This is a genomic window from Novosphingobium sp. (genome assembly GCF_965229225.1).
Taxonomy (GTDB): Bacteria; Pseudomonadota; Alphaproteobacteria; order Sphingomonadales; family Sphingomonadaceae; genus Novosphingobium.
Map to the genome: position 1 here is coordinate 1,031,932 of NZ_OZ245867.1, position 23,834 is coordinate 1,055,765.

At 64.5% G+C, this 23,834-nt stretch carries 29 protein-coding genes; 16 read left to right on the top strand and 13 right to left on the bottom strand.

What is annotated here, in order from left to right:
* Positions 1 to 2: 2 nt before the first annotated feature.
* Genes ACO06X_RS04450 through ACO06X_RS04490 form a run of 9 tightly spaced genes read right to left on the bottom strand, consistent with a single transcriptional unit; the run spans position 3 to position 8,201 of the window.
* Positions 3 to 947, bottom strand: a complete 945-nt coding sequence (locus ACO06X_RS04450) for an NAD(P)H-dependent flavin oxidoreductase (protein ID WP_421838776.1) — start codon at positions 945 to 947, stop codon at positions 3 to 5.
* Positions 944 to 1,795 carry a MaoC/PaaZ C-terminal domain-containing protein gene (locus ACO06X_RS04455; protein WP_421838777.1) on the bottom strand — a complete coding sequence of 284 codons (852 nt, stop codon included), beginning with the start codon at positions 1,793 to 1,795 and terminating at the stop codon, positions 944 to 946. The genes ACO06X_RS04450 and ACO06X_RS04455 overlap by 4 nt, the downstream gene beginning before the upstream one ends.
* Positions 1,792 to 2,706 carry an SDR family NAD(P)-dependent oxidoreductase gene (locus ACO06X_RS04460; protein ID WP_421838778.1) on the bottom strand — a complete coding sequence of 305 codons (915 nt, stop codon included), beginning with the start codon at positions 2,704 to 2,706 and terminating at the stop codon, positions 1,792 to 1,794. Before ACO06X_RS04460 ends, ACO06X_RS04455 begins: the two co-directional genes overlap by 4 nt.
* A gap of 10 nt (positions 2,707 to 2,716) precedes the next feature.
* Entirely contained in the window at positions 2,717 to 3,895 is a 1,179-nt protein-coding gene (locus tag ACO06X_RS04465; protein ID WP_421838779.1) for an acyl-CoA dehydrogenase family protein, read from the bottom strand.
* Entirely contained in the window at positions 3,895 to 4,221 is a 327-nt protein-coding gene (locus ACO06X_RS04470) for a hypothetical protein (RefSeq protein ID WP_421838780.1), read from the bottom strand. Before ACO06X_RS04470 ends, ACO06X_RS04465 begins: the two co-directional genes overlap by 1 nt.
* Positions 4,218 to 5,093, bottom strand: coding sequence for an HpcH/HpaI aldolase/citrate lyase family protein (locus tag ACO06X_RS04475; RefSeq protein WP_421838781.1), 876 nt, complete (start codon positions 5,091 to 5,093; stop codon positions 4,218 to 4,220). Before ACO06X_RS04475 ends, ACO06X_RS04470 begins: the two co-directional genes overlap by 4 nt.
* Entirely contained in the window at positions 5,090 to 5,545 is a 456-nt protein-coding gene (locus ACO06X_RS04480) for a MaoC family dehydratase (protein ID WP_421838782.1), read from the bottom strand. Before ACO06X_RS04480 ends, ACO06X_RS04475 begins: the two co-directional genes overlap by 4 nt.
* A 14-nt stretch (positions 5,546 to 5,559) precedes the next feature.
* Complete coding sequence (locus tag ACO06X_RS04485; RefSeq protein ID WP_421838783.1) at positions 5,560 to 6,759, bottom strand: acetyl-CoA acetyltransferase; 1,200 nt, start codon at positions 6,757 to 6,759, stop codon at positions 5,560 to 5,562.
* Positions 6,759 to 8,201, bottom strand: coding sequence for an OB-fold domain-containing protein (locus tag ACO06X_RS04490; RefSeq protein ID WP_421838784.1), 1,443 nt, complete (start codon positions 8,199 to 8,201; stop codon positions 6,759 to 6,761). Before ACO06X_RS04490 ends, ACO06X_RS04485 begins: the two co-directional genes overlap by 1 nt.
* 157 nt (positions 8,202 to 8,358) lie before the next feature.
* Here ACO06X_RS04490 and ACO06X_RS04495 point away from each other — a divergent pair, with 157 nt between their 5' ends.
* The 11 genes from ACO06X_RS04495 to ACO06X_RS04545 all read left to right on the top strand — a co-directional run bounded on the left by ACO06X_RS04495 (position 8,359) and on the right by ACO06X_RS04545 (position 18,897).
* On the top strand, positions 8,359 to 9,243 hold the full coding sequence (locus ACO06X_RS04495; RefSeq protein ID WP_421838785.1) for an SDR family oxidoreductase: 885 nt from the start codon (positions 8,359 to 8,361) through the stop codon (positions 9,241 to 9,243).
* A 10-nt stretch (positions 9,244 to 9,253) separates the two neighbouring features.
* Positions 9,254 to 10,417, top strand: a complete 1,164-nt coding sequence (locus tag ACO06X_RS04500) for an acyl-CoA dehydrogenase family protein (RefSeq protein WP_421838786.1) — start codon at positions 9,254 to 9,256, stop codon at positions 10,415 to 10,417.
* A 74-nt stretch (positions 10,418 to 10,491) separates the two neighbouring features.
* A complete protein-coding gene (locus ACO06X_RS04505) occupies positions 10,492 to 10,971 on the top strand; it encodes a MarR family winged helix-turn-helix transcriptional regulator (RefSeq protein WP_421838787.1) in 480 nt (159 codons plus the stop codon).
* Positions 10,972 to 10,996: 25 nt separating this feature from the next.
* Complete coding sequence (locus ACO06X_RS04510; protein ID WP_421838788.1) at positions 10,997 to 11,758, top strand: SDR family NAD(P)-dependent oxidoreductase; 762 nt, start codon at positions 10,997 to 10,999, stop codon at positions 11,756 to 11,758.
* 42 nt (positions 11,759 to 11,800) lie between these two features.
* Positions 11,801 to 12,592 (top strand): enoyl-CoA hydratase-related protein, encoded by a 792-nt coding sequence (locus ACO06X_RS04515; protein WP_421838789.1) that lies wholly within the window; start codon positions 11,801 to 11,803, stop codon positions 12,590 to 12,592.
* Positions 12,593 to 12,611: 19 nt separating this feature from the next.
* Positions 12,612 to 13,856, top strand: a complete 1,245-nt coding sequence (locus tag ACO06X_RS04520; protein ID WP_421838790.1) for an acetyl-CoA hydrolase/transferase family protein — start codon at positions 12,612 to 12,614, stop codon at positions 13,854 to 13,856.
* 1 nt (position 13,857) lies between these two features.
* The gene (locus ACO06X_RS04525) at positions 13,858 to 14,787 is read left to right on the top strand and encodes a 3-keto-5-aminohexanoate cleavage protein (RefSeq protein ID WP_421838791.1); all 930 of its coding nucleotides are present in this window, start codon (positions 13,858 to 13,860) and stop codon (positions 14,785 to 14,787) included.
* Between the two features lies 1 nt (position 14,788).
* On the top strand, positions 14,789 to 16,192 hold the full coding sequence (locus tag ACO06X_RS04530; RefSeq protein WP_421838792.1) for an AMP-binding protein: 1,404 nt from the start codon (positions 14,789 to 14,791) through the stop codon (positions 16,190 to 16,192).
* Positions 16,189 to 17,469: an enoyl-CoA hydratase-related protein gene (locus tag ACO06X_RS04535; RefSeq protein ID WP_421838793.1), complete on the top strand. Its 1,281-nt coding sequence runs from the start codon at positions 16,189 to 16,191 to the stop codon at positions 17,467 to 17,469. The genes ACO06X_RS04530 and ACO06X_RS04535 overlap by 4 nt, the downstream gene beginning before the upstream one ends.
* A gap of 58 nt (positions 17,470 to 17,527) precedes the next feature.
* Positions 17,528 to 18,238 carry a CoA transferase subunit A gene (locus tag ACO06X_RS04540; protein ID WP_421838794.1) on the top strand — a complete coding sequence of 237 codons (711 nt, stop codon included), beginning with the start codon at positions 17,528 to 17,530 and terminating at the stop codon, positions 18,236 to 18,238.
* On the top strand, positions 18,238 to 18,897 hold the full coding sequence (locus tag ACO06X_RS04545; RefSeq protein WP_421838795.1) for a CoA transferase subunit B: 660 nt from the start codon (positions 18,238 to 18,240) through the stop codon (positions 18,895 to 18,897). The genes ACO06X_RS04540 and ACO06X_RS04545 overlap by 1 nt, the downstream gene beginning before the upstream one ends.
* A 68-nt stretch (positions 18,898 to 18,965) precedes the next feature.
* On the opposite strand, the gene ACO06X_RS04550 is transcribed toward ACO06X_RS04545, so the two are convergent.
* Together ACO06X_RS04550 and ACO06X_RS04555 are read right to left on the bottom strand one after the other, a co-directional pair.
* Entirely contained in the window at positions 18,966 to 19,235 is a 270-nt protein-coding gene (locus ACO06X_RS04550) for a helix-turn-helix transcriptional regulator (protein WP_421838796.1), read from the bottom strand.
* Positions 19,236 to 19,251: 16 nt separating this feature from the next.
* The gene (locus tag ACO06X_RS04555; protein ID WP_421838797.1) at positions 19,252 to 19,581 is read right to left on the bottom strand and encodes a transcriptional regulator; all 330 of its coding nucleotides are present in this window, start codon (positions 19,579 to 19,581) and stop codon (positions 19,252 to 19,254) included.
* A 477-nt stretch (positions 19,582 to 20,058) separates the two neighbouring features.
* On the opposite strand from ACO06X_RS04555, the gene ACO06X_RS04560 reads away from it, so the two are divergent.
* From ACO06X_RS04560 to ACO06X_RS04575, 4 genes are read left to right on the top strand one after another with little or no spacing between them, the layout of a single operon-like run.
* Positions 20,059 to 20,385, top strand: a complete 327-nt coding sequence (locus ACO06X_RS04560) for a hypothetical protein (protein WP_421839852.1) — start codon at positions 20,059 to 20,061, stop codon at positions 20,383 to 20,385.
* A 36-nt stretch (positions 20,386 to 20,421) separates the two neighbouring features.
* Positions 20,422 to 20,709, top strand: coding sequence for a type IV conjugative transfer system protein TraL (traL, locus tag ACO06X_RS04565; protein WP_421838798.1), 288 nt, complete (start codon positions 20,422 to 20,424; stop codon positions 20,707 to 20,709).
* A gap of 12 nt (positions 20,710 to 20,721) precedes the next feature.
* Complete coding sequence (locus ACO06X_RS04570) at positions 20,722 to 21,315, top strand: type IV conjugative transfer system protein TraE (RefSeq protein ID WP_421838799.1); 594 nt, start codon at positions 20,722 to 20,724, stop codon at positions 21,313 to 21,315.
* A complete protein-coding gene (locus ACO06X_RS04575; RefSeq protein WP_421838800.1) occupies positions 21,315 to 22,070 on the top strand; it encodes a type-F conjugative transfer system secretin TraK in 756 nt (251 codons plus the stop codon). The genes ACO06X_RS04570 and ACO06X_RS04575 overlap by 1 nt, the downstream gene beginning before the upstream one ends.
* A 118-nt stretch (positions 22,071 to 22,188) precedes the next feature.
* Here ACO06X_RS04575 and ACO06X_RS04580 read toward each other — a convergent pair whose 3' ends face one another.
* Positions 22,189 to 22,521 (bottom strand): site-specific integrase, encoded by a 333-nt coding sequence (locus ACO06X_RS04580; protein ID WP_421838801.1) that lies wholly within the window; start codon positions 22,519 to 22,521, stop codon positions 22,189 to 22,191.
* A gap of 296 nt (positions 22,522 to 22,817) precedes the next feature.
* Between ACO06X_RS04580 and ACO06X_RS04585 the strand changes: the two genes are divergently transcribed.
* On the top strand, positions 22,818 to 23,459 hold the full coding sequence (locus ACO06X_RS04585; protein ID WP_421838802.1) for a S24 family peptidase: 642 nt from the start codon (positions 22,818 to 22,820) through the stop codon (positions 23,457 to 23,459).
* Positions 23,460 to 23,469: 10 nt separating this feature from the next.
* Here the strand turns inward: ACO06X_RS04585 and ACO06X_RS04590 are convergent, their stop codons facing one another.
* Positions 23,470 to 23,766, bottom strand: coding sequence for a hypothetical protein (locus tag ACO06X_RS04590; RefSeq protein ID WP_421838803.1), 297 nt, complete (start codon positions 23,764 to 23,766; stop codon positions 23,470 to 23,472).
* Positions 23,767 to 23,834: the final 68 nt, after the last annotated feature.

A 23,834-nucleotide genomic window follows, 5' to 3' on the forward strand; every position in this document is an offset into this window, starting at 1 on the left:
GGTCAGTCTACAAGACCGATGGCGGCGCGCGCAGCGGCATAGTCGCGCGCCAACCAGTCCAGCCATTCGCCGGCTGGCTCGGAACGCTTGACCGCACCAATGCCTTGCCCCGCGCTCCAGATTTCCTTCCAAGCCTTGGCGTTGGCCCCGCCGCCATCGATATTGATCGGGCCGCCTGCATGGGGCGCAAGGTGATCAGGATCGAGGCCGTGCTCGATCAGCGAGGGGCGCAGGAAATTGGCGTTTACCCCGGTAAAGCAATTGGTGACGACGATGTCCTTCGACGTTCCCTCGACCACCATCCGCTTGAAGCCGTCCTGCGTGTTCGCCTCGGTCGAGGCGAGGAAAGGCGAGCCGACATAAGCGAGGTCTGCGCCCAGCACCTCTGCAGCAAGCACCGAGCGGCCATTGGCAATGCATCCCGAAAGGATCAGCAACCCATCCCACCATTCGCGGATTTCCTGCATCAGCGCGAAGGGAGACAGGTCGCCGGTATGTCCTCCGGCCCCGGCTCCGACGGCAATGATCCCGTCCACGCCCATCTCGGCGCATTTGCGCGCGTGGCGGTCCTTGACCACATCCTGGAAGACAAGGCTGCCATTGGCTTGCAACGTGCGCACCAGATCAGGATTGGCCGCGAGCGCTAGCACGACAATCGGCACCTTGCGGCGCAGCACGACCTCAAGATCAGCCTCGAGCCGCGAGTTCGATTTGTGCGCAACGAGATTGATCGCATAGGGTGCGCCGCCCACGCTTTCCGCAATGCGCGCGATATCCTCATCGAGCGCTGCGGTGGAACGCGGATTGAGCGCGGGCATCGAGCCGATGATCCCGGCCTTGCACTGGGCGATGACCAGCTCGGCGGTCGAGGCGATGAACATCGGCCCCGCCATGACCGGCAGGCGCAGCATTTGCTTGAGGCTGGCAGCCAGCGCGCGATTTGTCATTCGTCCCTCCAAGCTATTTCGCCGGCGTCGAGCACCTTGTTCGACCCGACATAGGCTGCGAAGCGCGAAGCATGGTCACCATCGCGCCAGATGTGGAATTCGAGTTCGTCGCCAGGCATGACCACCCCCGAAAAGCGGCAGGCCAGCAACCTGAGCCCCGCCGGTTTGCGGCCCAGCGCGCGCGAGACGGCTGCGCCAGCGACGCCGTAGCTTGCAAGGCCGTGCAGGATCGGTCTGGTGAAACCGGCCTTTCCCGCAACAGCAGGATCGAGGTGCAGCGGGTTCCAATCGCCCGAAAGCCGATAGATCAAGGCGGCGCGCGGACTTGTGGCAAATCGCGCCGTCAGATCGGGTTCGCGTTCGGGCAAGGCATTGTCACTGCGCGGCGCAGGCGGGCCGCCGAAACCGCCGTCGCCTCGCAACAGCAAGGTCTGCTGCAGCCGGCAGAGCAGTTCGCCGCCGTCCGCATTGAAAATCCGCCGCTCGAGAACGAGAACCGCACCCTTCCCCTCGCCGCGATCGGTCAGCGAGATGACCTGCGCTTCACCCCGCACGCGCGCAGAGGGCGGCAGGGGGGCGAGGAACTCGGCCGATTGCGCGGCATGGACCAGCTTGCCGAAATCGACGCCGAGCGCAGGTTCCCTGATCCACATCCCCGGCGAGCACAGCGTGACCGCAAATGTCGGCAGGACCGCAAGGGACCGCTCATCCAGAAACGCCAGATCGGCCGCATCACAGGGATCGCGGCCCAGCCCCACGCCCAGCGCGTAGAGGATGGTATCGCGCGGGCCATAGGTCTGTTCCGGCTGGCCAAAATCATGCGCGAGGATCGCGGCGGGCTGGATCACACCGGGTCCCAGCTGAACACATCGGCCGAGCGGTGCAGCGGATAGAAATCGTTGGCAAACTGCGCGAAGACCCGTTCGGTGATCGCCTCGGGCGTCCAGCCTTCCGCCGTATGCGCCGCGCGCATTGGGCGCGGCTGCGAGAACAGGAAGATCTCGTTGTTGCGCACGCCAAAGATCTGCCCGGTGACCTTGGCTGCACCATCGCCGCACAGCGCGACGCACAGCGGCCCGATCTTGTTGGCGTCCAACTTCTTGAGGCCATCGACCCGCTTCTGCTGCTCGGGCGTATCGGTCGGGATGGAATCGATCATCCGCGTCCAAGCAAACGGTGCGATGGCGTTCGAGCGGACTCCAAAGCGCTGCATGTCGAGCGCGATCGACTTTGACAGGCCGACGATGCCGAGCTTGGCCGCCGCATAGTTGGCCTGCCCAAAATTGCCGATGAGGCCGCTGGTCGAAGTCATGTGGATATAGGCGCCGCTGCCCTGCTCCTTAAAGAACGGAGCCGCCGCGCGGCTGGTGTGGAAACTGCCCATCAGGTGCACGTCGATCACCGCGCGGAAATCTTCCGGGCTCATCTTGTGGAAGTAGACATCGCGCAGGTTGCCTGCGTTGTTGACCACCCCGTCGATCCGCCCGAAGCCATCGACGGCGGCCTTGACCATGCGGCAGGCCCCGTCCCATTCGGCCACGCTATCGTGATTGGCGATGGCCTTGCCGCCCGCCGCGCGTATTTCCTCGACGACTTGCTCGGCGGGGGAGCCTTCATCGACGCCCTCACCGCTCAGCGCCACGCCGAGATCGTTCACCACGACCGCAGCGCCAGCCTCGGCCATCGCCAGCGCAATCCCGCGCCCCACACCGCGTCCCGCGCCCGTCACGAGCACGGCCTTGCCGTCCATCAATCCCATGGAATGTTCCTCAATAGCTCTTGGGCAGGTCGAGCACTTTCTCGGCGATGAAGCAGAGGATCAGTTGCTCGGTGATCGGTGCAAGCCGGGTCAGTGCGCTTTCGCGGTAGAGCCGCTCGACATGGTATTCCTTGGCATAGCCAAAGCCGCCATGGGTCGCGACAGCCTGCCAGGCCGCATCATGGCAAGCGCGCGCCGCCAGGAACTTGGCCGCATTGGCCTCGGCCCCGCACGGCAGCCCCTGATCATAGAGGCGCGCCGCCTTCTCGGTCATCAGCCACGCGCTTTCGAGGTACATCCACTTTTCCGCGAGCGGGTGCTGGATGCCCTGGTTCATGCCGATGGGCCGATCGAACACCACACGTTCCTTGGCGTAGTTCACGCCCCGGCGCAGCGCATCCCGGCCAATACCGATCGCCTCGGCGGCAATGAGGATGCGTTCGGGATTGAGGCTGTGGAGGATATAGCCGAAACCCTTACCCTCTTCGCCGATGCGGTCTTCCTCGGGAATGAACAGCCCATCGATGAAGATCGCGTTCGAATCCACCGCCTTGCGGCCCATCTTGGGGATAAGGTGTACGTCGATCTTGGAACGGTCGAGATCGGTGTAGAAAATGGTGATCCCGTCGGTCGGACGGTCGCAGTCCTCGAGCTTGGTCGTGCGCGTCAGCAGCATGATCTTGTTGGCGACCTGTGCGGTGGAGGTCCACACCTTCTGCCCATGCACCACGTAACCGCCCGGCACCTTCTCGGCGAAAGTCTTGATCCGGGTGGTATTGAGCCCCGCATCGGGTTCGGTGAAGCCGAAACAGCACTGGTCCTCGCCCGCCACAAGCCGCGGCACCCAGCGCGCCTTCTGCTCGGGTGTGCCCTTCACAACGATGGGATGCGGGCCGAACAGGTTGATGTGAATGGTCGATGCCGCCGCAAAGCCGCCGCCGCAAGCCGCGACCTCGTTCATCATGGTCATCGCCTCGGTCACGCCAAGGCCGGACCCGCCAAACTCCTCGGGCATGGTGATCCCGAGCCAGCCGCCTTCGGCCATGGCACGATGAAACTCACGCGGGAACTTCCCGTCATTGTCGCGGGCCAACCAATATTCATCGTCGAACGGAGAGCACGCCGCGCGGACGCCCTCACGGATGGCGAGCAGATCTTCCTCGGTAGGAAGTGGACGAGTAGCCGACATTACTGGAATCCTCGGGTTGAAGTGCTTATGCGGCGATAGAAATCGGGCCCGCGCCACAGGAGCCAGGCCGCGTTGATCATGTTCCCTGTCCCGCAGGTCAGCAGGAACATCGCGATGGTGAAGCCGAGGCGCCGCTCGTAGGCATAGACCAGAGTCGCGAAGAGCACGAAGCCGCTGTAAGCGTCAGCCCAGACATAGATGCCCCAGATGACGCTCCAGACATGGAGCTGGTCCGCGACGACATTGCCGGTGGCAAAGGCATAGAAAAGGCAGGCGGTTAGGCCGAACAGCACAGCGAAGGCGGCTAGGCGGGCGAAGGCATTCATGGCAATACTCCTGCAGCAGCGAGGATCTTGTGCGCGGCCTTGAGATGCGGGATATCGACCATCTTGCCATCGATCCCCAGCGTGCCCGCATCAGGATTGGCTGCGAAAGCGTCCACGATCCGGCGCGCGTGCGCGATTTCCTCATCCGAGGGAGTGAAGCAGCGGTTGATCACTTCGACCTGATCGGGATGGATTGCGATGCGGCCAAGAAAGCCGTCGCGCCGGGCGCGACGGCACTCGGCCTCAAGCCCTTCCGCATCGCGGAAATCGGCGTAGAGCGTATCGATCGGGACCACACCGGCCGAAGCAGCGGCAAACAGGCATAGCGAGCGTGCTAGGCGATAGGGCTCGGTCCATTGCCCATCGGCCTCCTTGTTGTCCGTCGCCCCGATGGCAGCAGCAAGGTCTTCTGCGCCCCAGGTCAGTCCGACAAGGCGCGGATGCGGCGGCGTATAGCTGCCGAGCGCAAACATCGCTTGCGGGGTCTCGGTGGCGACGACCATGATCTTGACCATGCCGGGCGCCATCCCGGCGGCCGCTTCCAAGGGATCGATCATCGCGGCAATGGTGGCGATATCATGCGCATTATTGGCCTTGGGCACGAGAATGCCGGCAAGGCCGGGGCGCACCACAGCGGCAAGATCATCGGCGGTCAGCCCGGTATCGAGCGGATTGATCCGCACAAACAGGCTTGCCTCGACATCGCCCGCCTCGCCAAGCCACGCCGCGACAGACCCGCGCGCGGCGGCCTTCATCGATGGCGCAACCGCATCCTCGAGATCGAGGATCAGCACGTCCGCACCGGTCGAGCGGCCCTTGGCGAACTTGCGCTCGCTGTCTCCGGGCACAAACAGAAGCGAGCGCAGCCTCATGCAACGGGCTTCTTCAGCATCAGCGCGTTGCGCACGGTGCGGCACACCACTTCGTCGCGCTGGTTGAGCCCGATATGCTCGAACGTGACAATGCCCTGCGTGGGGCGAGATTTGCTTTCGCGCAGCTCAAGCACGCGCGTTTCGGCGCGGAGCGTATCGCCCGAGAAGACCGGTTTGGGAAATGTCGTATCGGTCATGCCGAGATTACCGACCGTGGTGCCCATCGTCGTGTCCTGCACGCTGAGACCGATCACGAGGCCCAGCGTGAAGATCGAGTTCATCAGCGGCTGGCCGAATTCGGTGCCTTCGCAATAGGCATGATCGATGTGGATCTGCGCCGGATTGTAGGTGAGCGAAGAAAACAGGCTGTTTTCGTAATCGAGCACGGTCTTGCGCACCTCGTGCCGGAACACCTGCCCCACCGTGAATTCGTCAAACCACAAGCCCGCCATTGTCCAAATCCCTCTCAGTTCAGCCGGCCGAGGATCGCGACGGCGGCCACGCTGTTGAACGGCGATCCGCCGAGATTGTGGGTCAGCCCGAAATCGACCTTGCTCCGCTGGCGCTCACCCGCCCGGCCCTGAAGCTGGGTATAGACCTCATAAGCCATGCGCAGGCCCGACGCGCCGACCGGGTGGCCGAAGCACTTCAGCCCGCCATCAAGCTGGCACGGGATCGCACCGCCCGCATCATAGCGCCCGTCGAGAATATCTGCCGGAGCGCGGCCCTCGTCCGAAAGCCCCAGGTCTTCCATGATCACCAGTTCGGTGATCGAGAAGCAGTCGTGCACTTCGGTGATGTCGAGCTCGGCACGGGGATCGCGGATGCCCGCTTCAGCATAGGCACGCGCGGCGGCGGCGCGGGTGTTGGGCACCGAAGCCCCGTCCCAAGCGCCGAACTGCATTTCCCAGCCATTGCTGGCCGATAGCTGGATCGCCTTGATCGTGACCGGATCGGCCTTGCCCAGCGCGCGGGCGATTTCCGGCGTCGTCACGATCGCCGCTGCCGCCCCGTCCGAAACACCGCAGCAATCGAACAGGCCAAGCGGATCAGCGATCAGCGGCGCGTTCAGGATCTTGTCCATGTCGACCGCGCCGCGCAGGTGCGCCTTGGGCGAGAGCGCGCCGTTCTGGTGGCTCTTCCACGAAACATGCGCCATCGCGCGCTTGAGATCGCCCGCCGCGATGCCGTGCCGCGCGGCGTAGGCACCGGCGAGCTGGGCGAATGTGCCGGGGGCAGAGCCATAAGGCATCCACAGATCGTTCTGCATGCCCTTGGTGCGCAGCGGAAGACCGCCGTAGCCCGTGTCCTTGAGCTTCTCAACGCCGATCGCCAGCGCTACATCCACCGCGCCGGACGCGACAGCATAAGCCGCACCGCGCAGTGCCTCGGTGCCCGTCGCGCACATGTTCTCGACCCGGGTAACGGGCACTTTGTCGAGCCGCAGCGCGTGCGCAGCGGGCAGCGCGCTGTTGCCGACGTTGATATCGTCGAGCGCGTTGCCGACCCACGCCGCTTCGATCCGCGCGCGCTCGATCCCGGCATCGGCCAGCGCTTCGGTGAAGGCCTCGACCATCAGGCCGTCAGCCCCCATGTCCCAGCGTTCGCCGAACCGGGTGCAGCCCATGCCGACAATGGCGACCTTGTCGCGAATTCCCGTTGCCATCAGGCTTCTCCAAGCACGGGCCGCGCCAACGGCGCCGCCTTCCAGAAGTAGGTGCGAAAGCCGAGGCTGCGATTGCGGGACTTGATGCGCAGCCGCATCCGGACCCGGTCACCCACGCGAAAGCCCTCGGCCGGACGGTTGACCATTTCCATGAGAACTCTCGCGCCGTTATCAAACTGCACGAGGCCGAAATCGAAGGGCGGGTCCGGACTGAAGTTGAGCCGGTCAGCCGTGATCGACACGACAGTCGCTTCCAGATCGGCGAGGCGGACAGCTTCCATGGTTTCGACGGCGCCGAGCGCAGGATTGACCGGAAAGGCGCTCTTGGGAAACTGCACGTTGCCGGTGCTGTCGCGCCCACCGATGAAGCCGATCATGTCGCGCCCGACCCGCTCAAGCACGGTCGCCTGCGCCTTCTGCTCGAATTCCGCGCGCATACCCCAGTCGAGTTCGACCGAGCCGGTCAGGCTGAGAAAACGCGAATAGCTCGCAAGGAGCTGGCCTTCCTCAAGCGCGGCGCGCATCGCGGTCGCACCCGGCACTGTGCCGGTGACTTCGAACACCAGCGCATCGGCCCCGCTGCCGAAGCCCACCAGCAGCACGAACTCTCCCGCCTGTGCCGCATCGAGCGCGAGGCCGAGCCCGAACAGCGCATGGGCGGCACCGAGATCCCCGGCTTTTTCGGAAACCACTTCACAATGATTAGCCGCCTTGCACCCCAAGGGCTTGCCCATTGCCCGCCAGCAGCCGCCAACCGGTTCGTGGACGGCAACATGGGCAAGCTGAGCCGGGGCGATTCCAGCATCCTCGCAAGCCGCGCGCACGACCGGCAGCAGCACTTCGGCCACCGCTGTATCGCGCACGAAGCGCTCCTCGTAAGCATAGGAAACCTCGTGCTCGCGCGAAGCGTAGCGGTCCACCAGATCGTGCGAGAGGCTGGCATAGCCGGCAAGCCGCGCCGGGGCCGCGGCTCCGGTGCGCGCAGCAGCAGCACCATCACCGAAGGCCAATTGCGCCGCACTGCCCGCCTGCGTGGGCCTCTTTTCGCCGGCCGTGACGATCTCTTCGCGGCCGCCAAGCAGTGCCTCCAGCAAAGCGGAAGTCGCGGCACGACGCGAATTTGCGGCATCACTCGTGCGCACCGTGCGGGGGAGCGCCAGCGCATCCAGCGCCATCCCGCTTTGGGCCCGGTCGGTGAAATAGGCCGAGGTCGACGCAAACCGCAGCGCGTCTGGTACCGACGCGGCGCATAGCGGGCGCGCCGCTTCAACGGCCATCGTGAACGCGTCCTCGTCCCAATCGGCGACCGCACGCATGCCGCTGCGCGGCATAGGGAGGCCCGACCAGGCCAGCTCGCGCGCGGCCGTCTTCCGGTCCTGCCGCAGCAGCGGAACATAGCCGCCGAGCGCGGCAATGCCGAACGATTGCGCTGGCCCTGACATCCACCTCTCCTCGATCCGATACTCTGCCTTATCGCTCAAATGTGGCGGCTTCCCTCCACTCGCGCTTGACAGTCTCGAATCATGTAGTAAACAGCTTAACATTGTCTGGCAAGAGCAATTGGCCGATTGGCCCTGCCGCGCCGACACGGAGAGGACGATGGGACTATTCAAGGATGACGCGCTGGCTGGCAAGGCCGTGCTCGTTACCGGAGGCGGTGGCGGGCTTGGTCGCGAGATCGCGCATGCACTGTCCGCACTTCAGGCGCGCGTTACCATCTGCGGCCGACGTGATGCCATGCTGCGCGAAACCGCAGCCGAGATTACGGCGTCCACCGGGGTCGAAGTAGTGCCCCGCGTCTGCGACATTCGCGACGCCGATGCAGTCGATGCGATGATCGAGGCGATCTGGGCAGATCAACCGCTCGACGGACTCGTGAACAATGCCGCCGCAAACTTCATCGCCCCCACCAAGGAGCTCAGCGCACGCGGCTTTCGTGCGGTGACTTCGACCGTCATGGACGGCTCCTTCCACGCCACCCTGTCCTGCGGCAAGCGCTGGATTCGCGATGGCATTCCGGGCTCCGTCGTTTCCATGCTGACGACCTGGGTGTGGACCGGCTCGGCATTCGTGGTGCCCTCGGCCATGGCCAAGAGCGCGATCCATGCCATGACCATGTCGCTCGCCGCCGAATGGGGGCCCTATGGCATCCGGCTGAACGCGACTGCGCCGGGGCCCTTCCCCACCGAAGGCGCATGGGACAAGCTCAATCCCATCCCCGACACGCAAAGCTCCGCGACAAACTGCGAAACCGTGCCGATGCGCCGCTTCGGGCACATGCCGGAGCTGACCAATCTCGTCGCCTATCTGCTGTCGGACGCGAGCCCCTACCTCACCGGCCAGACCATCGCCATCGATGGCGGCCAACACCTCGCGGGGCCTGGCACCTTTGCCGACCTGTCGAACCTCACCCCGGCGCAATGGACCGCTGCCCGCGAAGCAATCGCGGCGTCCGTTGCCAAGGAAAAGTCACAGCGCGCTTGAAGGCTGCAAAATGATCGAACGTTCCCTCTTCCAGCCCGAGCACGAGATGTGGCGCCAGACGGTGCGCCATTTCGTCGAGAAGGAAATCGTCCCCTACCACGAGCAGTGGGAAAAGGACGGCATCGTCCCGCGCGAGCTGTGGCTCAAGGCTGGCGAGGCCGGCCTGCTGTGCTGCACCGTGCCGGAAGAATACGGCGGTCTTGGCCTTGACTACCTGTTCGACGTCGTCGTCTTCGAGGAACTGTGGCGTGTCGGCGCAAGCGGGCCGGGCTTCCTGATCCATACCGATCTCGTAGCGACCTATATCCTCACCTTCGGCAGCGACGAGCAGAAGCGACATTGGCTGCCGAAGATGGTGCGCGGCGAGGCGATCGGCTCGCTCGGGATGACCGAACCGCACGCCGGCAGCGACCTGAAGGCGATCCGCACCAAGGCAGAGCGCGACGGCAATCACTTCGTCATCAACGGCCAGAAGGTTTTCATCTCCAACGGCCAGATGTGCGACGTGCTGGTGCTGGCCACCAAGACTGACACGGCAGCGGGTGCCAAGGGCGTGACCCTGTTCCTCGTCGATGCCTCGCTGCCCGGCTTCAACCGGGGCAAGAACCTCGACAAGCTGGGTATGAAGGCACAGGACACTTCCGAGCTGTTCTTCGACAACCTGCGCGTCGATGCCGATGCCATGCTGGGTGAGGAAGGCCAGGGCTTTTCCCTGATGATGACCAAACTGGCGCAGGAGCGGCTGGCGCAGGCCATCCGCTCGGCCACCGTGGTCGAGACGGTGATCGACTACACGGTCGAATACACCAGCGAGCGCAAGGCCTTCGACCAGACCATCGCCGATTTCCAGAACACGCAGTTCGTGCTTGCGGACCTCAAGGCGCGCAGCGTGATGGCACGCGTGTTTACCGACAAGTGCATCGAACTGTTCATGCGCGGCGAGCTTGATCCGGTGGATGCCGCCATGGCCAAGATGGTGACCTCTGAACTGCACTGCGAGACCGTCGACAAGTGTCTGCAATTATTCGGTGGCTGGGGCTATATGTGGGAGTATCCTATCGCCCGCGCCTATGCCGACGCGCGTATCGTGAAGATTGCCGGCGGCTCGATCGAGGTAATGAAAACGATCATCTCGCGCGATATGTTCAAGGGCAAGCTGGCGCGTAGAAAGTGAACTGGGTTACGCAACCTCTTGCGCGCGGCGCGGCGACGGCTAGTCCGGGGGTGTCCACTCCCGGAGTTCCCCGCATGATTCAGAAAAACCTCGATTCCAGCCTGCGTTTCGGCTTCCTCATCCACGACGTCTCGCGCCTGCGCCGCATCGTCGTCGACCGCGCGCTCAAGCCGCTGGGGCTCACGCGCTCGCAATGGTGGGTCCTCGCGTTTCTCTCGCGCCGCGACGGCATGACCCAGACGGCGCTTGCCGCCGATCTTGACCTCACCAAGGTCGCCATCGGTGGTCTTGTCGACCGGATGGAGGCAGCCGGTTTCGTCGAGCGGCGTTCTGACGAACGCGATGCGCGCGCCCGCCGCGTCTACCTGACCCGCGCAGGCCAGCGGCTGGTCTCGACGATCCGCGAAAGCGTGGACGCTGTCGAAGCCGACATTCTCGCAACAGTCACCGAGGACGAGCTCGACGAAGCCGCTCTGGTGCTCGTGAAAATCAAGAACCGCCTGCTCGAACTGGCTGGCGGTGAAGCTGAAGGCGGGCAGGACCTGGATCTCTGACCACCGTACCCGAATGGAGGATTGCTTGAGAGGACTGGACGGAAAAGTCGCGATTGTCACTGGCGGTGGCCAGGGTATTGGTCGTGCCCTGTCGCTGCGGCTCGCCGCTGAGGGTTGTAAGGTTGCCATCTTCGACCTGAGCACGGCAGCCGGCGAGGAGACCGCGAAGCTGGCAGGCCCCGGTGCCACGGTCCGCACCTGGCAACTCGATGTGAGCGACCTGCCAGCCGTCCAGGCGGCGGTCGAGGCAGTCGAGGCGGAGCTTGGCCCGATCTGGGCGCTAGTAAACAATGCCGGGTGGGATCGCCCTGCCCCGTTCCTCAAGACCACACCCGAGTTCTGGGACAAGGTCATCGCGATCAACCTTACCGGCAACCTCAACACGCACTACGCCGTGGCAGGCCGGATGGTCGAGCATGGTGGCGGGCGCATCATCAACATCGCGTCCGATGCCGCCAAGGTCGGCACGGCGATGGAAGCGGTCTATTCCGCGTGCAAGGGCGGCCTCATCAGCTTTACCAAGTCGATTGCGCGCGAACTCGCCCGCAAGAACGTGCTGTGCAACGCGGTCTGTCCGGGGCCGACCAACACACCGATGATGGCCGAAGTCGCCGGAACCGGCCCCGAGGCGGAAAAGTGGAAGGCTGCGCTCGAACGCGGCATCCCGCTTGGCCGCATGGGCGAGCCGGAGGACTATGCCGGCATCGTCGCGCTGCTCGCTTCGGAAGACGGTGCCTATATCACCGGACAGGCCATCTCGGTTTCCGGCGGCATGAACATGGTCTGAGGCGTTCCGCTTCCAACCTCAAAATTCACGAAAGGATGCGCCATGAGCACTCCCGAATTCGAAGACATTCTCTATGAAGTTCGCGGCCGCGCCGCATGGGTCACAATCAACCGCCCCAAGCTTTACAACGCCTTCCGCGCGAAGACGATCGAGGAACTGATCGCTGCGTTCAAGCTGGCGGCGGACGACAAGAACGTCTCCTCCGTCGTGCTGACCGGCGCGGGCGACAAGGCCTTCTGCACCGGCGGCGATCAGAGCGCCAAGGACGGCCAGTACGACGGGCGCGGCATCGTCGGCCTGCCGATCGACGAATTCCAGTCGATCATCCGCGACATTCCAAAGCCCGTGATCGCGCGCGTCAACGGCTTTGCCATCGGTGGCGGCAACGTGTTCGCCACCCTGTGCGATCTCACCATCGCCGCAGACACGGCCAAGTTCGGCCAGGTCGGCCCCAAGGTCGGCTCGGTTGACGCAGGCTGGGGCACGGCTTTCCTTGCCCGCCACGTGGGTGACAAGAAGGCGCGCGAGATCTGGTTCCTCAACCTCCAGTATTCCGCGCAGGAAGCGATGGAAATGGGCCTCGTCAACAAGGTGGTTCCCGCCGCCGAACTCGATGCGGCGGTCGATGAATGGACCGAAATGCTCGGCCAGCGCTCGCCCACCGCGCTCGCGCTTGCCAAGCGCAGCTTCAATGCCGACAGCGACAACATTCGCGGCATCTCGATGATGGCGCTGAATTCGGTGAAGTTGTTCTACGACACCGAGGAATCGAAGGAAGGCATGCGCGCGTTCCAGGAAAAGCGTGCGCCGGAATTCCACAAGTACGTCAAGTAGTCTCGCCGGGGCGCAGCAAATGACCACGCGCCATCTGCGCCCCGGAGACCTGCCCGGCGTCCTGCCGCCGGGCGGTCTCACATTGGTTTCATCGAGCCCGGCCGAGTCCGATCTGCTTGTCGCCGAAGTGGCCGCAGCAGGGTCCACGCTCGGCGCGATGACCTTTTCCGGCGTGTTCGTGCCCGGCCTCAACAAGGCGATCTGGAGTGCAGGCCCCGAAGCGCGCGTACTGACTTTCTTCCAGACCCCCGAATTGCGCCGCGAAGGCGCGCGCAGCGATTTTCGTCCGCTGTGCTATCAGGATATCCTGAAGCTCTATCGGCGTGAGCGGCCCGCCGCTGCCCTCTTCATGTGCAGCCCGCCGGACGACGAGGGCCATTGCAGCTTCGGGGCCGAGACCGGCTTCATCGCCGCGCTCTGGCGCGAAATCCCAGTCCGCATTGCGCACATCAACCCTTTGATGCCGCGCACACCGGGCGACCCCGGCATTCCGCTTTCAGCGATCACCGCCTGCTACGAGCAGGACCAGCCACTGCGGACAATGGTGGGGGGAAGCGACGCCGTTAGCGAGGCAATCGCCGCCGCCATCGCACCATTGATCCCCGACGGAGCGACCTTGCAGACCGGACTCGGCAAGATCCCCGATGCGGTGCTGCGCGCGCTGTCTGGGCACCGCAACCTGCGGCTTCACAGCGGCCTCATCGGCGATGGCGCACTTGCACTCGTCCGCTCGGGAGCAATGGCGCCAGGCCGCTCCGCGCTTGCGGGCGTGGCGATTGGCAGTTCAGACCTCTACGCCGGGCTCGACCACGAACATTTCCAGTTCCAGCCCGTCACGGTGACGCACGATCCGGCGACGCTGGCCGGGATCGACCGGCTGGTGACGATCAATTCGGCAATGGAAGTCGATCTCTACGGCCAGATCCACGCCGAAGCTTCCGCGCGCGGGTTCCTATCCGGCCCCGGCGGCGCGAGCGACTATGCGCGCGGTGCCCGCGCCAGCCGAGGCGGCCTTCGCGTGATTGCCCAGCCTTCGGTGGCGGGTGGCTCCAGCCGCATCGTACCGGCGGGGCACGGCCACGGCCCGGTTTCGCTGTCGCGCTTCGATGTCGATCTCGTCGTCACCGAACACGGCATCGCGGACTTGCGCGAACTGGGCCACGAGGCCCGCGCGCAGGCCCTCATCGCCATTGCCGCACCCGATCACCGCGAGGCCCTTGCCCGCAGTTGGCGTGACGGCATGAACGCGCTTCAGGAGAATTAGGATGTCGCAAGGCAAGGTCATCATCAGTTGCGCTGTCACCGGCTCGATCCATACCCCGTCGATGTCGCCACACTTGCCCGTGATGCCGCAGGAAATCGCCGAAGCCGCACTGGGCGCTGCCGAGGCTGGAGCCGCAATCGTCCACCTCCACGCGCGCGATCCGAACGATGGACACCCGGTCCATACGCCCGAGGACTTTGAACCCTTCCTCCGCGTCATCAAGCAAAGCAGCGACGTGGTGGTGAACCTCACCACCGGCGCCTCGCCCTATATGCCGGTAGAGTACCGCGTGAAGCCCGCCGAATTGTGGAAGCCTGAGGTCGCCAGCCTCAACATGGGCTCGATGAACTTCGGCCTGTTCCCGATGCTGAGGCGGTTCAAGAAGTTCCAGCACGCTTGGGAACCGGAAATGCTTGAGGGCAGCCACGATCTGGTGTTCCGCAACAGCTTCAAGGACATCCGCTATGCGCTCGACACGCTGAACGCCACCGGCACGCGCTATGAATTCGAGTGCTACGACACCAGCCACCTCTACAACCTGCACTACTTCTGGAGCGAAGGCTTGGTGCAAGCCCCGCTGTTCATCCAGACCTGCTTTGGCCTGCTCGGCGGCATCGGCGCGCATCCAGACGATGTGATGCACATGAAGCGCACCGCAGACCGGCTGTTTGGCGACAATTACCGCTGGTCCGTTCTGGCAGCGGGCGCGAACCAGATGAAGGTGGCCGCCATGGCGGCCAGCATGGGCGGCCACGTGCGCGTGGGGCTCGAAGACAGCCTGTGGATCGGGCGCGGCCAACTGGCAAAAAGCAATGCCGAACAGGTGACGCGCGTCCGCCAGATCATCGAGGGGCTGGGGCTCGAGGTCGCCACGCCCGACGATGCCCGCGCGATCCTTTCGCTGAAGGGCGCCGATGCCGTCGGCTTCTGACATGTTTCTGCCGCTGGCGGACGTGTTCGCGCGGGTTCCGCCCGAACGCGAGGCGCTGGTTCACGGCAGCGAGCGCTGGACCTTCGGCCAGCTCGATGCGCGCAGCGCCAGACTCGCGGCATGGCTCCTCGCCAAAGGGGTGGAGCCGGACGATCTGGTCGCCTTCCGGCTACCCAACGGGGCAGATTTTCTGGCGCTGACCTTCGCAATCTACCGCTGCGGTGCGACCCCGGCGCCGCTTTCGCATCGTCTACCACCGGTCGAGCGCGATGCAATCCTAGCAATCATGGAGCCGCGCTGCGCGATCGATGCGGCGATGCTGCCTGCGCCTTGCGCAACTCCAGCGCCGATAGCCCCGCGTCCGGTCGCGTCCTCGTGGAAGGCCTGCACCAGCGGTGGCAGCACCGGCACGCCCAAGGTCATCGTCGATGGCCGCCCGGCCGGGTTTCCCGCCGGCACGAGCTTCATCGGCATCCCCGCCGAGGGCCGCGTACTCGTGCCGGGCCCGCTCTACCACAACGCGCCCTTTAGCGCGGCGGTCTTCGCGCTGTGGAACGGCTCCACCGTTCATACCATGGACCGGTTCGATGCGGCTGCTGCGCTGGATGCAATCGCCCGCGATGGAATCCACTGGGCGCTCATGGTGCCAACCATGATGCACCGGATCATGGCGCTGCCTGCGGACAACCGACCCGCGCATCTCTTTGCCGCCTGGAAACAGGTCGTCCACACCGCCGCCCCCATGGCGCCCTGGCTGAAGCAGGCGTGGATTGACTGGCTCGGCCCTGATCACATCTGGGAAGTCTACGGCGCGACCGAAGGCCTTGTTCGCTGCTGGATCGGCGGGCGCGAATGGCTGGAGCGGCCCGGCTCGGTCGGGCGGCTCATCGGCAATGGCCGCATCCGCATCCTGCGCCCCGATGGCACCGAAGCGGCACCGGGCGAGCAGGGCGAAGTCTTTGCCATGCCGCAGAGCGGCCCCGGATCGACCTACCGCTACATCGGTGCTGAGCGCCGCGCCACCGCCGATGGCTGGGAAAGCGTCGGCGATATCGGCTGGCTCGACGCGGAAGGCTTCCTTTTCCTCGCCGACCGCCGGGACGACCTGATCATCAGCGGCGGCATCAACATCTGGCCCGCCGAAGTCGAAGCCGCCGTGCTGCGCCACCCGGACGTGCGCAGTTGCGCCGTCTTCGGCAAGCCGCACCCGGATCTCGGCGCCGTGGTCCACGCCGTGATCGAAAGCGACGCGGCGCTGACCCTCGAAAGCCTTTGTGCCTTCCTCGCCGATCACCTCGCGCGCCCCAAGCATCCACGCTCGATCGACGTTACCCGCCAGACCGTGCGCGACGATGCGGGCAAGTTCCGCAAGCCGCGCATGACGACCACGGAGAACCCTGTATGACCCCGCCCGCCCTCACGCAATTTTGCGTCGAACTTAAGGACAACGGTCTCATCCACCTCGTCTTCGATTGCCCCGGCAAGTCGATGAACGTGTTCTCCAACAAGGCGATCCACGAACTTGGCGAATTCGCCGAATGGCTGCACCGGGCCGATGTGAAGGGCGTGCTGGTGCGATCGGGCAAGGCCACGGGGTTCTGCGCGGGCGCAGACCTCACCGAACTCGGCGTAGCCTACGACATGATCGTCGCCGCGCCCGCCGCCGACCGGTTCGATATCGCGTTTAACCACTTTTTCCCGCTGAGCCACGCCATCCGGCGGCTGGAAACCGCGGGCAAGCCCGTCGCCGCGGCGATTGCAGGCGTTGCGCTCGGGGGTGGCTGTGAACTGGCGCTCGGGGCGCACTACCGCGTCATTACCAACAATCGCCGGGCCATGCTCGGCCTGCCCGAGTGCGCGGTGGGGCTTCTCCCCGGAGCCGGCGGAACCCAGCGCATGCCCAGGCTCGTCGGCGTCGGGCTTGGCCTCGAAGTCCTGCTGCTGGGGCGCAATCTCTACGGAGACGAAGCTTTGGAGGCCGGACTCGTCCACGCCGTAGTGGCGGAAGGCGAAGAGGTCAGCGCCGCGGAGAACTGGCTGCTTTCGGACCGGGCGCACGCTGTCCAGCCGTGGGACCAGCCCGGAGCGCAGCCGCTGGCCCACGCTGCCTATGCCGAAGCCATCGCCAGGCACCGCACCCGCGAACTGGCGCGCATGCTGGGCCACGAACCGGCCCCGCTGGCAATCCTCGATTGCGTGGAGTTTGGCCTGATGCAGCCGGTCGACGGCGCGATCCGCGCAGAAATGTCCGTCTTCGCCCACCTGATCCAGCGGCCCGAGCCGCGCAACATGATCCGCACCATGTTCCTCGGCAAGCAGGCCTACGACAAGGCGGCTCGTGATCAGTCCATTCCTGCGGCTGTAGAACATGCCATCAGGACCGCGTGCGCGATCGTAGATCGTCATGTAGAAGCCGCACCAGTCCTCAAGAATGCCGGCTTTCGCCCCGGCGCAGAGGCACTCATGCCGGTCCAGCAAAGGACTGTTGCCGGTTTCTGGCTGGAGAGTAATGCACGCGCGTTGGATGCTATCGCTGCATTGACCCGCGAACTGGCGCCGGTCACCGGGTCGCTCGGCGCAGCCGAACTCGTTCTGTTGGACCATGGCACAGTCCGAAGCGGTGCCATTCCCGCCTATCTGGGCGGTATCACCGGCTTGCTGGCGATCCGGACACAGGCATGACGAGACCTGCCCAAGCAGCCTAACCGCCAAATTGATCAGACAGAGGAGCCGGATTCGCGTGGCCAGAAAGCTCTATCCCGATGCCGCCAGCGCCCTTGACGGGCTGCTCAAGGATGGCCTGCTGATCGCCTGCGGGGGCTTCGGCCTTTGCGGCATTCCGGAGCGGCTGATCGATGCGGTGCGCGATTCGGGAGTGAAGGACCTCACTTTCGCCAGCAACAATGCGGGGATCGACAACGAAGGCATCGGCATGCTGCTGCGCACGCGGCAGGTAAAGAAGATGATCGCCAGCTATGTCGGCGAGAACAAGGAATTCGAGCGCCAGTACCTATCGGGCGAGCTGGAGGTCGAGTTCTGCCCGCAAGGCACGTTGGCCGAACGCATGCGTGCGGGCGGCGCAGGCATCCCTGGCTTCTATACCAAGACTGGCGTCGGCACGCTGGTGGCCGAAGGCAAGGAAGTGAAGACCTTCCGCGGGGAGGACTACATCCTTGAAGAAGGCATTTTCGCCGATCTCGCGCTGGTGAAGGCGTGGAAGGCGGACGAGACGGGCAACGTCGTGTTCCGCAAGACCGCGCGCAATTTCAACGTGCCCGCCGCCACTTGCGGCAAGGTCTGCGTGGTCGAGGTGGAAGAGATCGTCCCCACCGGCAGCCTCGATCCCGATGGCATCCACCTGCCGGGCGTCTATGTGCAGCGCCTGATCGTGGGTTCGCCCTATGACAAGAAGATCGAATTCCGCACGGTTCGCAACACGGATGTCGGCTGATGACCAAGCATGATGGCATGACGGCGGGCTGGACCCGCGACCAGATGGCCGCCCGCGCTGCGCGCGAGCTTGAGGATGGCTTCTATGTGAACCTCGGCATCGGCATCCCGACGCTGGTGGCGAACCACATCCCCGAAGGGATGACCGTCACGCTGCAGAGCGAGAACGGGATGCTCGGCATCGGGCCGTTTCCGCTGGCGGGTGAGGAAGACGCCGATCTTATCAATGCGGGCAAGCAGACGATCAGCGAACTGCCGCAATCCGCCTATTTCGATAGCGCGCAGAGCTTTGCCATGATCCGCGGCGGGCATATCGACCTCACCGTGCTCGGCGCGATGGAAGTTGCCGAAAACGGCGACATCGCCAACTGGATGGTGCCCGGCAAGATGATCAAGGGCATGGGCGGCGCGATGGATCTCGTCGCGGGCGTGAAGAAGATCATCGTCGTGATGGAGCACTGCGCCAAGGACGGCAGCCCCAAGTTCATCCCCGCCTGCACCCTGCCGCTGACGGGCAAGGGCGTGGTTGACATGGTGATCACCGATCTCGCCGTCTTCGCGCGGCCCGATCATGCCTCGCCATTCCGGCTGATCGAGCTAGCGCCGGGCGTGAGCGCCGAGGACCTGCGCGCCAAGACGACCGCGCAATACGTGGCGTAAGGCAAGGCGTCGACATTGAGAACCACTTCGACGCCAGTTGCTCAGCGTCCCAACTAAAGCACAATGGTTTAGTTCTCGGAACCAATAACCGAACTGATCCAGGCATCGATTTCGGATTCCACCCAGACAGTAGACTTCGGGCCGATCGCGCGCCCCTTCGGAAAACGTCCCTCCGCCATGCGCTGGTAGATCGACGAACGCTTGATCCCAACCCGCGCAATAACCTCAGGCAGCCTGATCAGGCGCATCTGGGGTTGCGCCGGAGGAAGCCCGGTCTCAGTTTCCACGGTGTTCGCAACAAACGATGATGCCATGTCGTAGTCTCCTAGCTTGGTCATGCCACCCCAAGCCCCCTCACCTCCCGAGCACGAGGGATATGTCGCGTTCGGCAAAATCATCGATGTGTTTGGCCAGCAGCCGCGCCACGAGGCGTGAAGTGCCGATGGCCCAGCGCGGGCGGAGATCGGCTATGCGGGGGCCGAGCGTTTCGTTCATGGTCACCGGCAAAGCGGTGAGGAACTGATCGAGGAACGCGCCCACGTCTTCGCCAAGCCATTCGACCGCGAGATCCTCGTGGCCAAGGATGGCGAGCAGCAGGGCACCATTGGAGGCAAGCCCGCTTGCACCGAGCACACGTTCGGCATCAACTAGCGTGATGGCTTTCTCCCCGCGAAGTAAGCGCAAGAAGGTGTCCTTGTTCATGCCTGCTGCGCGCGCGACCTCGCGTCGCGACCTGCCCGACCGGTCGACGGCTACGGTCAGGAGGCGAGCAAGTCTTGCGTTGATCCCCAAAGTCTGTGCGCTGCAGGTCATGTCCACAATCGGTCCCAGTTGGTTCGACTCGGACATGTAGCGCGACTCCCCTCCGCTAGGAACAAAAAAGAACATAGTTAGAACATATCGGTTATCCTAGAATGAACCGATTCGGAGCGCTGTCTCGCAAAACAGCCTGCTTTGGCGCAGATTTCCGGCATGTATCGCCCGATTTTCCGCCTCGCTCGGCCAACTGAGCCGCATGGCGGTTACGGTCATCGTCCAGATTTATCCGAGAACGCTTCCTCGATCAGCCCTTTCTTTTCCTAGACCAGTTTCTCCGGCCAAGAAGGTGGGGCAGCGGCGATGACTGCTGCGACCAACCCGCTCGGAGAACGCTCCATGACCCTGATTGCCCTCCCCTTGCCTGGCCGTTCCAAGGCCCGCCTTGCCAAGTCCGCTGCCCTCATCCTGCCGTTCGCCGCGCTCGCGCTTGCCGGCGGCACGGCCTACGCCGGCACCGACGCCACCTTCACCACTGCGCTGACGAAATTCACAGGCTTCCTCCAGGGCTCGGGCGGCAAGATCATCACCGTCCTCAGCCTCGCGGCCGGCCTCATCAGCCTGGCCTCGGGCCGTTTCACGCTCGGCCAGATCGCTGTGCCCGTCGGCGTCGGCGTGGGTGTCGGCACGGGCGTTCCGATCGTCACCTCGGTGATCACCGCCGTCATCTGATCACCGATCCGTGACGCCTTGGGAGGGCACGTTACCATGACAGACCGCCATGCGATCCCCCGCCACCTCGACGATCCTGAGCTGATCGGGTTCTGGACCATCGACGAGTTTGCCGGAATCATCGCCCCCTTCACCTGGGGGATCCTCGCGCAGCATATCCTGATCGGCATCGGGCTTGCAGTCGGAGCCTGGTTCGCTCTGCGAAAAGCCAAGGCCGGGCGCTCCGCCTCTTGGGTTCGCCATGCCGCTTACTGGTATCTGCCGCCGGGACTGACCGGTCTCAAGGCAACGCCGCCCTCCCATTGCCGCGTGCTGGCAGGCTGAGGAGCGCATCCCATGCTCACCGATGTCGCCCACGAGCGCACGCAGAAGCTGCTGCGCCAACGCAACATGTTCGCGATGACCAGCGCCGCGCTCGCGGTCCTCTTCGCAGGGGCTGCCAGCCTCGTTGCCACCCGCGAGCGTGAAGTTTTGCTGGTCCCGACTACCCGCACGCCGCTGGTGATTTCGAGCGCGGGGGTTTCTGCCGAGTACCTCGAGTTTGTGACCCGCGATGTTGCGCTCGTCCTGCTCAACCGCAGCCCCGAAGGGCTCGACTACTGGATGGGGCAGATCCTGGCGCTTGCCGATCCGGCGCAGCGCGGCCGGCTTAAGGCCGAGCTCCTGCGCATTGTCGAGGAACAGCGCGGATCCGAAGTCACCCAGGCTTTCGTGATCAGCAAGCTCGAGGTCGATCCCCGTGCGCTGACCTCGGAGGTCAGCGGCACGCTCAAGACGTTCGTGGGCGAACAGGTGATCTCGAGCGAGGAGCGCCGCTTCCGCTTCGACTGGACCTACCGCGGCCTGCGCCTCGCGCTGTCCGGCTTCGCGGTGGTTCTCCCGGCCCATCCGGCTGACGCCCCCACCCCATATTCAACGGAGTCCCACTGATGCGCGGATATCTCCCCGCGAGGCCAAGGCGCCTCGCCATTCTCGCGGCGCTCGCGGCAACTGGCCTCGCCGACCCGGCCCTTGCCGACCAGTTCAAGCAGACCGCCGATGGCGGCACGATCGGATGCGAGGTTTCGGCGCACGAGCTCACCCGCTTTGCCCTTGTTGGCGACGCCTTCGCTAGTGTCTCGAAGATCGGAACCGGCACGCCCTACAACGACTTTGCCGTCTCGAACGAGCCTGTGCGCGGCGACATCTATGTGTCGGTGCCCGAAGTCTATGCGGGTTCGCGGATCAGCTTCTTCGCCACGACCAAGAAGGGCTACGTCTACAAGTTCGCCTGTCCGATCCGCCCGGTCGAAGCGCAGCAGGTCTTCGTGACCAACCCGGCGATCGCCAAGGACGATGCGAGCAATTGGGAGAAGGCGACGCCGATCGAGACGAGCGCCGTGCGCCTCGTCCAGGCCATGGCCGCCGAGACGCAAGTGCCAGGTTTCGCGGTGCGGCAGTCGAGCAGCCTTCCCGCCCGCGCCGAGGACATCGAGGTCCAGCTGATCGCCGAGTACCGCAGCGCCAGCCTTGCCGGCAAAGTCGTCCGCCTGGCGAACCAGGGCAACACGCCCGCCACGATTGCCACCCGCGATCTCGCGCCGCTCGGCACGATTGCGGTCGCGATTGCCAGCCCGGTGCTCGCGCCAGGTGCTTCCACCACCGCCTGGATCGTCGGACCGAACGGGGACAATGGCCATGACTGAGAACAAGCGCGATGAGCAACCTCCGAGACCCGCAGACCCGCGCCATAGGCCACGCTGAGCGCTGCCTTGTACTTGATGCCTGGCGCCGCCTCGAGCAGCCGCGCGGTCTCCTCGACGCTCAGGACACCCGCAACTTGGGCGCGACGTGAATGACGACAAGCCCCAGCGCCATCTCCGGCCGCCTCAGGGTGATACCGAAGAGGAACCGCAGCGCCGACACGGCCCCATTGATGGTCGCGGGACCAACGGCACGTTCATGCTGATCGAGCTGGAAGCGCCGGAGATCTTCGAGGGTGGCCGTATCGGGGGGCTGACCAAGAAAAGCAGCGAAGCGCCGGACGTGGCGGATGTAATCCTTCTGCGTGTGCTCCCCAAGCCCACGCATTTGCATATCCTGCAGCATCCGCTGGCGCAGCGATGCGTTCGGGGCGGCGGTCGTGACAGCATCCATCGTGAGTTCCTTTGCGTTGAAGGAACTCCACGGTCGCAAGGCGACCCTGCCGCTCGCAAAGCCTGAACAATACTACGCTACATCACCCCAAGCGACCCTCCCGCGCAGCGGGTTCGTGCTCTGTTCGCTTGCGGCCTGCTCTGTTTCCCGGCAGCCATGCCCCAATCACTGCAGTCCTGAGCATCACAGTCCACAGCGTTTCAGATGCATCCGCGCCGTCTAAGTTCACTTTTTGTTCTTGTTAAGGATGTTTCCTAGCGCTAGGATCATATCCTAGAATCGCAGGAACCGAGACCATGGACGATCCACGCGCAACGCTTGACGAGCTGATCCGCCAGCGCGGTGTAAACTACTCTGCCGTCTCTCGCCTGCTCGGCCGCAACGTGTCCTACATCCAGCAGTATCTGCGCAAGGGCAGCCCCCGGCATCTGGACGAGCAAGACCGCCAGATCCTGGCGCAGTTCTTCGGCGTGGACGAAGTGGTGCTGGGCGGCCCGGTTGCGCGGCATACTCCGGTCATCCAGCTCGTCCAGATTCCAGTACTCGATGTCGAGGCATCTGCGGGCCACGGTGCCCTGGCAGGTGCGGAAAGCCAGGCTGGCCAGTTCGGGTTTGACGAGAAGTGGCTGCGCAAGCTGACGCAGGCCAAGTCGTCCAGCCTCTCGATCATCAAGGTGGTCGGAGATTCGATGGAGCCGACGCTGCACGACGGCGACGAAGTCCTGGTCGACGTTGCGGACGATCAATCCAAGCTGCGTGATGGTATCTATGTCCTGCGCATGGACGGCGCGCTCAACGTCAAGCGGGTGGCCATTGAACCGCAAGGGCGCAAGATTTCCGTAGTCAGCGACAATGCGGCCTATCCCAGCTGGCAGGGGCTGGACCGCCGCTCGGTGAACATCGTTGGCCGTGTGCTCTGGTTCGGCCGCAAAGTCTGATCCCGCCCGTTCAGATCCCCATCTCGAACGGCTTGACCATCGCTTTCTCGCGCTCAGGCGGTTCCTTGAGCACGGGAGGCTCGCTCTGCAGCGCTGCCTCGGACTTCCCTCTCGCAAGACCGGAAGCGGCTGCCTCGCGCAGCAGGCCCACGGTTTCGAGGGCAGAACGCTTCATGCCCGTGTTGCGAGCGATGGCCGCGCCAAGTCGCGAGGCATCGTTGACGAAGAGGGTTAGCCCATCGCGCAGGCGGGTGACGGTCACGAGGAAAGTTTGCTGGTTCGAGAGATTGCGTTCGCGGCTGTCCATCACCGCGATGCCGCGGTCTGACGTGATGTCGTGGACGACCTCCGCACCAGCGTAGCTGTGCGATGATG